The sequence below is a fragment of the Streptomyces sp. NPDC030840 genome (genome assembly GCF_055572015.1).
Genome location: NZ_JBVIEE010000025.1, coordinates 1 through 6,776, shown reverse-complemented (window position 1 = coordinate 6,776; position 6,776 = coordinate 1). Strand labels below are relative to the sequence as shown.

General features: G+C 69.9%; 7 protein-coding genes. 3 read left to right on the top strand and 4 right to left on the bottom strand.

All coding sequences use genetic code 11. The features are described 5' to 3' along the window. The coding region (locus ACZ49J_RS37025) for a fumarate hydratase (protein ID WP_468351648.1) at positions 1-1,676 on the bottom strand (1,676 nt) is incomplete at its 3' end. Between the two features lie 203 nt (positions 1,677-1,879). On the opposite strand from ACZ49J_RS37025, the gene ACZ49J_RS37020 reads away from it, so the two are divergent. Together ACZ49J_RS37020 and ACZ49J_RS37015 are read left to right on the top strand one after the other, a co-directional pair. Beyond that, the gene (locus ACZ49J_RS37020; protein ID WP_467457225.1) at positions 1,880-2,575 is read left to right on the top strand and encodes a DUF1707 SHOCT-like domain-containing protein; all 696 of its coding nucleotides are present in this window, start codon (positions 1,880-1,882) and stop codon (positions 2,573-2,575) included. Between the two features lie 163 nt (positions 2,576-2,738). Beyond that, complete coding sequence (locus tag ACZ49J_RS37015; protein WP_467457227.1) at positions 2,739-3,113, top strand: WhiB family transcriptional regulator; 375 nt, start codon at positions 2,739-2,741, stop codon at positions 3,111-3,113. A gap of 196 nt (positions 3,114-3,309) precedes the next feature. Here ACZ49J_RS37015 and glpX read toward each other — a convergent pair whose 3' ends face one another. Further along, entirely contained in the window at positions 3,310-4,344 is a 1,035-nt protein-coding gene (gene glpX, locus ACZ49J_RS37010; protein WP_467457228.1) for a class II fructose-bisphosphatase, read from the bottom strand. Positions 4,345-4,469: 125 nt separating this feature from the next. On the opposite strand from glpX, the gene ACZ49J_RS37005 reads away from it, so the two are divergent. After that, complete coding sequence (locus ACZ49J_RS37005) at positions 4,470-4,988, top strand: DUF4245 domain-containing protein (RefSeq protein WP_467457230.1); 519 nt, start codon at positions 4,470-4,472, stop codon at positions 4,986-4,988. A 196-nt stretch (positions 4,989-5,184) separates the two neighbouring features. Here ACZ49J_RS37005 and ACZ49J_RS37000 read toward each other — a convergent pair whose 3' ends face one another. Both ACZ49J_RS37000 and xseA read right to left on the bottom strand, forming a co-directional pair. Next, positions 5,185-5,442 carry an exodeoxyribonuclease VII small subunit gene (locus tag ACZ49J_RS37000; RefSeq protein WP_467457231.1) on the bottom strand — a complete coding sequence of 86 codons (258 nt, stop codon included), beginning with the start codon at positions 5,440-5,442 and terminating at the stop codon, positions 5,185-5,187. A gap of 10 nt (positions 5,443-5,452) precedes the next feature. Further along, positions 5,453-6,661 (bottom strand): exodeoxyribonuclease VII large subunit, encoded by a 1,209-nt coding sequence (gene xseA / locus ACZ49J_RS36995; protein ID WP_467457232.1) that lies wholly within the window; start codon positions 6,659-6,661, stop codon positions 5,453-5,455. Between the last annotated feature and the right edge of the window lie 115 nt (positions 6,662-6,776).

The window sequence follows — 6,776 nt, the reverse complement described above, 5'->3', positions numbered from 1 at the left end:
CCCCGCACCGGAATCGACGTGAACGTCGGCTGCGGCGCCGGGTCCTGGAAGAAGTCGTTGCCCTTGTCGTCGACGACGACGAACGCCGGGAAGTCCTCGACCTCGATCTTCCAGACCGCCTCCATGCCGAGCTCCTCGTACTCGACGACCTCGACCTTCTTGATGCAGTCCTGGGCGAGACGGGCGGCCGGGCCGCCGATGGAGCCGAGGTAGAAGCCGCCGTGGGTGGCGCAGGCGTCCGTGACCTGCTTGCTGCGGTTGCCCTTGGCCAGCATGACCTTGGAGCCGCCCGCCGCCTGGAACTGCTCGACGTAGGAGTCCATCCGGCCGGCGGTCGTCGGGCCGAAGGAGCCGGACGCGTAACCCTCGGGCGTCTTCGCCGGGCCCGCGTAGTACACGGGGTGGTCCTTCAGGTACTGCGGCATCTCCTCGCCTGCGTCCAGCCGCTCCTTGATCTTGGCGTGCGCGATGTCCCGGGCCACCACCAGCGGACCGGTCAGCGAAAGCCGCGTCTTCACCGGGTACTTGGTCAGCTCGGCGAGGATCGACTCCATCGGCTGGTTGAGGTCGATCCTGACCACGTCGCCGTCGCCCGCGGCGGAGCCGCTGTTGGATTCGGCCAGGTGCTCGTCCGTGGTCTCCGGCAGGAACCGCGCCGGGTCGGTCTCCAACTGCTCCAGGAAGACGCCCTCCGCTGTGATCTTCGCGACCGCCTGACGGTCCGCCGAGCACGACACCGCGATCGCGACCGGGCAGGACGCGCCGTGCCGGGGGAGACGGACGACCCGCACGTCGTGGCAGAAGTACTTGCCGCCGAACTGCGCCCCGATCCCGATCTTCTGCGTCAGCTCGAAGACCTTCTCCTCCAGCTCCTTGTCCCGGAAGCCGTGCCCGAGCGGCGAGCCCTCGGCGGGGATCTCGTCCAGGTAGTGCGCGGAGGCGTACTTGGCGGTCTTGAGCGCGTACTCCGCGCTCGTGCCGCCGACGACGATCGCCAGGTGGTACGGAGGACAGGCCGCCGTACCGAGCGAGCGGATCTTCTCCTCCAGGAACTTCATCATGGAGGCCTCGTTCAGGACGGCCTTCGTCTCCTGGTAGAGGAACGACTTGTTGGCGGAGCCGCCGCCCTTGGCCATGAAGAGGAACTTGTAGGCGCCGCCGTCGGTCGCGTACAGCTCGATCTGGGCCGGGAGGTTGGAGCCGGTGTTCTTCTCCTCCCACATGGTGAGAGGGGCCATCTGCGAGTAGCGCAGGTTGAGGTTCCTGTACGCGTCGTAGATGCCGCGCGACAGGGCCTCCTCGTCGCCGCCCTCGGTCAGCACGTTCTGCCCGCGCTTGCCCATCACGATCGCCGTACCGGTGTCCTGGCACATGGGGAGCACACCGGCGGCCGCGATGTTCGCGTTCTTCAACAGGTCCAGCGCCACGAACTTGTCGTTGGCCGACGCCTCGGGGTCGTCGATGATGCGGCGCAGCTGTGCGAGGTGGGCCGGGCGCAGGTAGTGCTGGATGTCGTGGATGGCCTCCTCGGCGAGCTTGCGCAGCGCCTCCGGCTCGACCTTGAGGAACGTGCGCCCGTCGGCCTCGAAGGTGGAGACACCCTCGGAGGTCACCAGCCGGTAGGGGGTGGTGTCCTCTCCCATCGGGAGCAGATCGGTGTACGCGAACTCAGGCATCGCAGCCCATTCCTCACTCGACAGACGACGGCCCGCCGACACTGGCGAGCCTCATTAGCGTAGGACCTGCCGCTGACAGCGAGCCTGTGAGGTAAGGCTCAGTTCGACCTGACGCCTCCGCTCGGACCCTCCGTAGCGCGTGGAGCGGGACTCCCCCTTCATGGGGGCTATCGCGATCTATCGTGTTTCGGTACGCTGGCCCCGTGGACCTTCAGAAGCAGACTCCTGCCGCACCCACACCCACCGCCGAGCTGCGCGCCTCGGACGCCGACCGGGACCGCGTCGCCGACATCCTGCGCGAGGCCCTGGCCGAGGGCAGGCTCACCGCCGACGAGCACGCCGACCGCGTGGAGGGCGTGTTGAACGCGAAGACGGTGGGCGAACTCGACGTGTTCGTAAGGGATTTGCCGGCCGCCCACACCGGCAGGGCGACCGCGGCCTACGCGGCGGCGCCCGACCGGCCCTCGCCCGGCGCGATCCCGGTCGATCCCGACGAGCACCTGGTGGCGGTGTTCAGCGCCTCGACACGCAAGGGCCGCTGGCGGGCCGGCCGCCGCATCCACGCGTACGCGATATTCGGCAGCGTCGAGATAGACCTCAGTGAGGCGATCTTCGAGTACCGCCAGGTGGTGATCAAGGCCATCTCGGTCTTCGGCAGCGTCGACATCCGTGTCCCGGAGAACGTCTCGCTGCGCGGTAGCGGCGGCGGCGTCCTCGGCAGCTTCGAGGTGGACACGCTGGATTCCGGGGAGCCCGACGCTCCCGTGGTCTATGTGGACGGGCTGTCCTTGCTGGGAAGCGTGGAGGCGAGACCCAAGCGCGGCAAAGTGATAGCCGACCTGCTCGACCGTGTGACGCGCAAGGTCGACCATAGTTTGCGCAAACACCTGGATCGTTGACGTCAGCGAATCTCTCCGTGTCCGAAGGGCGTGCGTGCCCTGGTCGTCGCGCCATGTCGCCCTCGGAATCCAGCTGTTCGGAACTCGGCGCATAGGCCCGCGCCCAACGGGTAGGGCTTGCTGCATCGTCTCTCGCTCGCGAAGCCGTCGTCAGGAGTAGACCGTGCTGCAACCGTCGCATTCGTCCCTGCAGGTCGCTGCCGTTCCGCCCCAGCGGGTGCCGGTGCGAGACAGGGATCAGGACGCCCCGTGGCACACGGAGGCGGTGTGCCGGCGCGACGAGGCCGGACTGTTCTTCGCCCCGTCGAAGGAGCCCACCGCGGCCCGGCTCTCCCGCGAGGAGGCGGCGAAGCGGGTCTGCGCCCGTTGCCCCGTCATGGTCGAATGCCGTGAGCACGCGCTCCTGCAGCCCGAGCCCTACGGCGTCTGGGGCGGCCTCACCGCGGCCGAGCGCCGCGTTGTCCTGGCCCGCCGCCGGCGCCGCGACCTGGAACTGAAGAAGGCGGCCCAGGCGGCCCGCGTCGCCGCGGCTTCCTGAGCTCCTCTGAGGGGCGCCCTCTCCGCACCGAGGGCGCCTCTCCCTTGCGGGGCGCGGGCAACCGCGCGTTTCAGGGGCGCGGGGCGGTGTGGGATGTGCGGCTCCGCCGCGTGGGCGCGACAAGCCACGAACCACCCGCAGCGATCCACGACCCGCAGCCCCCCACCGCCCCAACCCGCGGAGCCGCCGCGCGGAGCTACTTGGCCCGTTCGAAGTCGATAGAGCTGTACGCCCGCAGCTTGCTCAGCCGGTGCACGGAGTCGATGCGGCGGACCGTGCCGGACTTCGACCGCATGACGATCGAGTCGGTCGTGGCGGTCTCCGCGCGGTAGCGCACGCCGCGCAGCAGCTCGCCGTCGGTGATGCCGGTGGCCACGAAGAAGACGTTCTCACCGGAGACCAGGTCGTCCGTGGTCAGCACCCGGTCGAGGTCGTGGCCCGCGTCGACCGCCCGCTGCCGCTCGTCGTCGTCCTTCGGCCACAGCTTGCCCTGGATGGTGCCGCCGAGGCACTTGACCGCGCAGGCCGAGATGATGCCCTCCGGCGTACCGCCGACACCGAGCAGCATGTCGATGCCCGTGCCCTCGCGCAGCGCCAGGATCGAGCCCGCGACATCGCCGTCGGAGATCAGCTTGATGCGCGCCCCGGTCTCCCGGATCTCGTCGATGAGGCCCTCGTGACGGGGCCGGTCGAGGATGACGACCGTGACGTCCTCGGGCGTGGACCGCTTGGCCTTGGCGACCCGCCGGATGTTGACGGACACGGGTGCGTCGATGTCGACGAAGTCGGCGGCGTCCGGCCCGGTGACCAGCTTGTCCATGTAGAAGACGGCCGACGGGTCGAACATGGTGCCCCGGTCGGCCGCCGCGAGCACGGCGATCGCGTTCGTCATGCCCTTGGCCGTGAGCGTCGTACCGTCGATCGGATCCACGGCGATGTCGCACTCGGGGCCGGTCCCGTCACCGACGTGCTCCCCGTTGAAGAGCATCGGGGCCTCGTCCTTCTCTCCCTCGCCGATGACGACGACGCCGTTCATCGACACGGTGGAGACGAGGGTGCGCATGGCGCGTACGGCTGCTCCGTCGGCGCCGTTCTTGTCGCCGCGGCCGACCCAGCGGCCGGCGGCCATGGCGGCGGCCTCGGTGACGCGTACCAGTTCGAGAGCGAGGTTGCGGTCGGGGGCCTCGGACGGGACCTCGAGTTCTGACGGCAGATGGTGGTTCTCGGACATCGGAGCGCACCTTCCTGATACGACGACGGCCGGATGAGGGTTCGGCTCGACTCTATCGTCAGACCGACAAAACGAGCAGGGGACCCCACGGATGAGCAGACCGGTGCACCTGCGACGATGAGGGCGTGGCAGGTAAGAATGGCAAGCAGACGGTCCGCAACATGATCTACTCCCTCGGGGTGAGTGTGCTGGCGGCCGGAGTCATCTATCTCTTCGTCCCGCACGACGACTCCGCGCCCGAGATCAAGCGGGTCGACTACCGCGTCGAACTCCTGACGGCGCGCCGTGCGGCGTCTTATCCGGTGGCCGCGCCCGAGGGCCTGCCCAAGAGCTGGAAGGCGACCTCGGTCCGGTTCCAGGGCGACGACTTCGACGCCTGGCACCTCGGTTTCCACGACCCCGAAGGTCAGTACGTGGCGATCGAGCAGTCCGCTCAGAAACCGTCCGCTTTCATCGAGGACGCCACCCAGAGCGCCGAGGAGACGAAGTCCACCCAGAAGATCGGCGACCAGGTCTGGCGGCGCTACGAGGGCGAGCGCTACGACGCCCTCGTCCTTGAAGGTGACGGCGTGACGACCGTGGTCACCGGCTCGGCGCCGTTCTCCCAGCTGACGAAGATGGCTCAGGCGCTGAAGACCGAGTAGCCGCCCGCGGGCCGGCACGCGGCGGAAGGGGCGTCGAGGAGGCGCCGACGCTCTGGCACTGCCCGCCCCTCAACTGCCGGTTGCCGGGGACACTTGGACGTACTCGGGCGCACTTGGGCGTACTCGGGTTACTCGGATGTACGGACGTACTCGGGCCCACTCGGGCCCCCTGGGAGCTGCTCGCAACCCCTGGGAGCTACTCGGACTCGCCGCCCGCCCCGTCGGCCGAGGTCTCCGTCTCCTCCTCGGCCAACGCCGCGTCCAGCCGCCGCCGCGCCCCGTCCAGCCAGCGCCGGCACACCTTGGCCAGCTCCTCGCCGCGCTCCCACAGGGCGAGGGACTCCTCCAGGGACGTACCGCCCGCCTCCAGACGGCGCACGACCTCGATCAGCTCGTCCCGCGCCTGCTCGTACCCGAGCGCCTCGGCGGTCTCGCTCGTGTTGCTGCTGGTCATACGCCCCACCCTATGTGTCGACTCGTACGGAGAACTCGCCCTCGGCCACCCGGGCCCGCAGCGGCTCGCCCTCGGCGACCTCCTCCGGGGCGCGGACGACATGGCCGTCGGCCTTCTGCAGCACCGCGTACCCCCGCTTCAGGGTCGCGGCGGGGGAGAGGGCCACCACGCGCGCGTGGGTGTGCGTCAGCTCCGAGTCGGCGCGGTCGACCTGGTGGCGGAAGCAGCGGCGGCCCCGGTCGAGCAGCGCGGCGACCTGCTCCGCGCGCTCGTCGACCATGCGGTGCGGGTCCTCCATCGAGGGGCGGCCCAGCGCGTGCGCCAGCCCGCGCTCCTCGCGCTCCACGAACGCCTCCACGCAGCGCCGCGCCCGGTCCCGCAGCCAGCGCACCCGCTCGTACTCCTCGCCGACGTCGGGGACGACCTTCTTGGCGGCGTCGGTCGGCGTGGACGCACGCAGGTCGGCCACATGGTCCAGCAGCGGGTTGTCCGGCTCGTGTCCGATGGCCGACACGACCGGCGTACGGCAGGACGCCACGGCCCTGATGAGCTGCTCGTCGGAGAACGGCAGCAGGTCCTCCACGCTGCCGCCGCCCCGCGCGACGATGATCACGTCCACGTCGTCGAGCGCGTCCAGGTCCTTGACCGCCTGGACGACCTGCGGCACGGCGTGCACGCCCTGCACCGCGACGTTGCGCACCTCGAAGCGGACGGCCGGCCAGCGGTGCCGGGCGTTCTCCAGGACGTCCCGCTCGGCGGCCGAGGCGCGGCCGCAGACGAGTCCGATGAGCTGCGGCAGGAAGGGCAGCGGCTTCTTGCGCTCCGGCGCGAACAGCCCCTCCGCGGCGAGCGACTTCTTCAACTGCTCAAGACGGGCGAGCAGTTCACCGACACCGACCGGCCTTATCTCGGCGGCGCGCAGGGAGAGCTGCCCGCGCGGGGCGTACCACTCCGGCTTCGCGTGCACCACGACGCGCGCGCCCTCGCTCACGACGTCGGCGATCGCGTCGAACACCTGGCGGTAGCAGGTGACGCTCACGGAGATGTCGTGCGACGGGTCGCGCAGCGTCATGAAGACGACGCCCGCGCCCGGACGCCGTGACAGCTGGGTGATCTGCCCCTCGACCCACACCGCGCCGAGCCGGTCGATCCACCCCCCGATGAGCCGCGACACCTCGCCGACGGGCAGCGGGGCGTCCGCGGACGTAGTCAGTGCCATGCGCCCGAGCGTAGTGGGGGCCACTGACATTGATATTGCTAGGCAGGTTCTGGTGGTCGTGGCTCTGCCACTGACTGACGTCCTGCTGGGCTGTCTTCCAGATGTTCTGCCCGGC

What these genes read in the sequence shown, in the direction of transcription:
- glpX (WP_467457228.1), bottom strand. Translation starts at nt 4,344, where the DNA reads ATGTCCGAGAACCACCATCTGCCGTCAGAACTCGAGGTCCCGTCCGAG.
- ACZ49J_RS37000 (WP_467457231.1), bottom strand. Translation starts at nt 5,442, where the DNA reads ATGACCAGCAGCAACACGAGCGAGACCGCCGAGGCGCTCGGGTACGAG.
- xseA (WP_467457232.1), bottom strand. Translation starts at nt 6,661, where the DNA reads ATGGCACTGACTACGTCCGCGGACGCCCCGCTGCCCGTCGGCGAGGTG.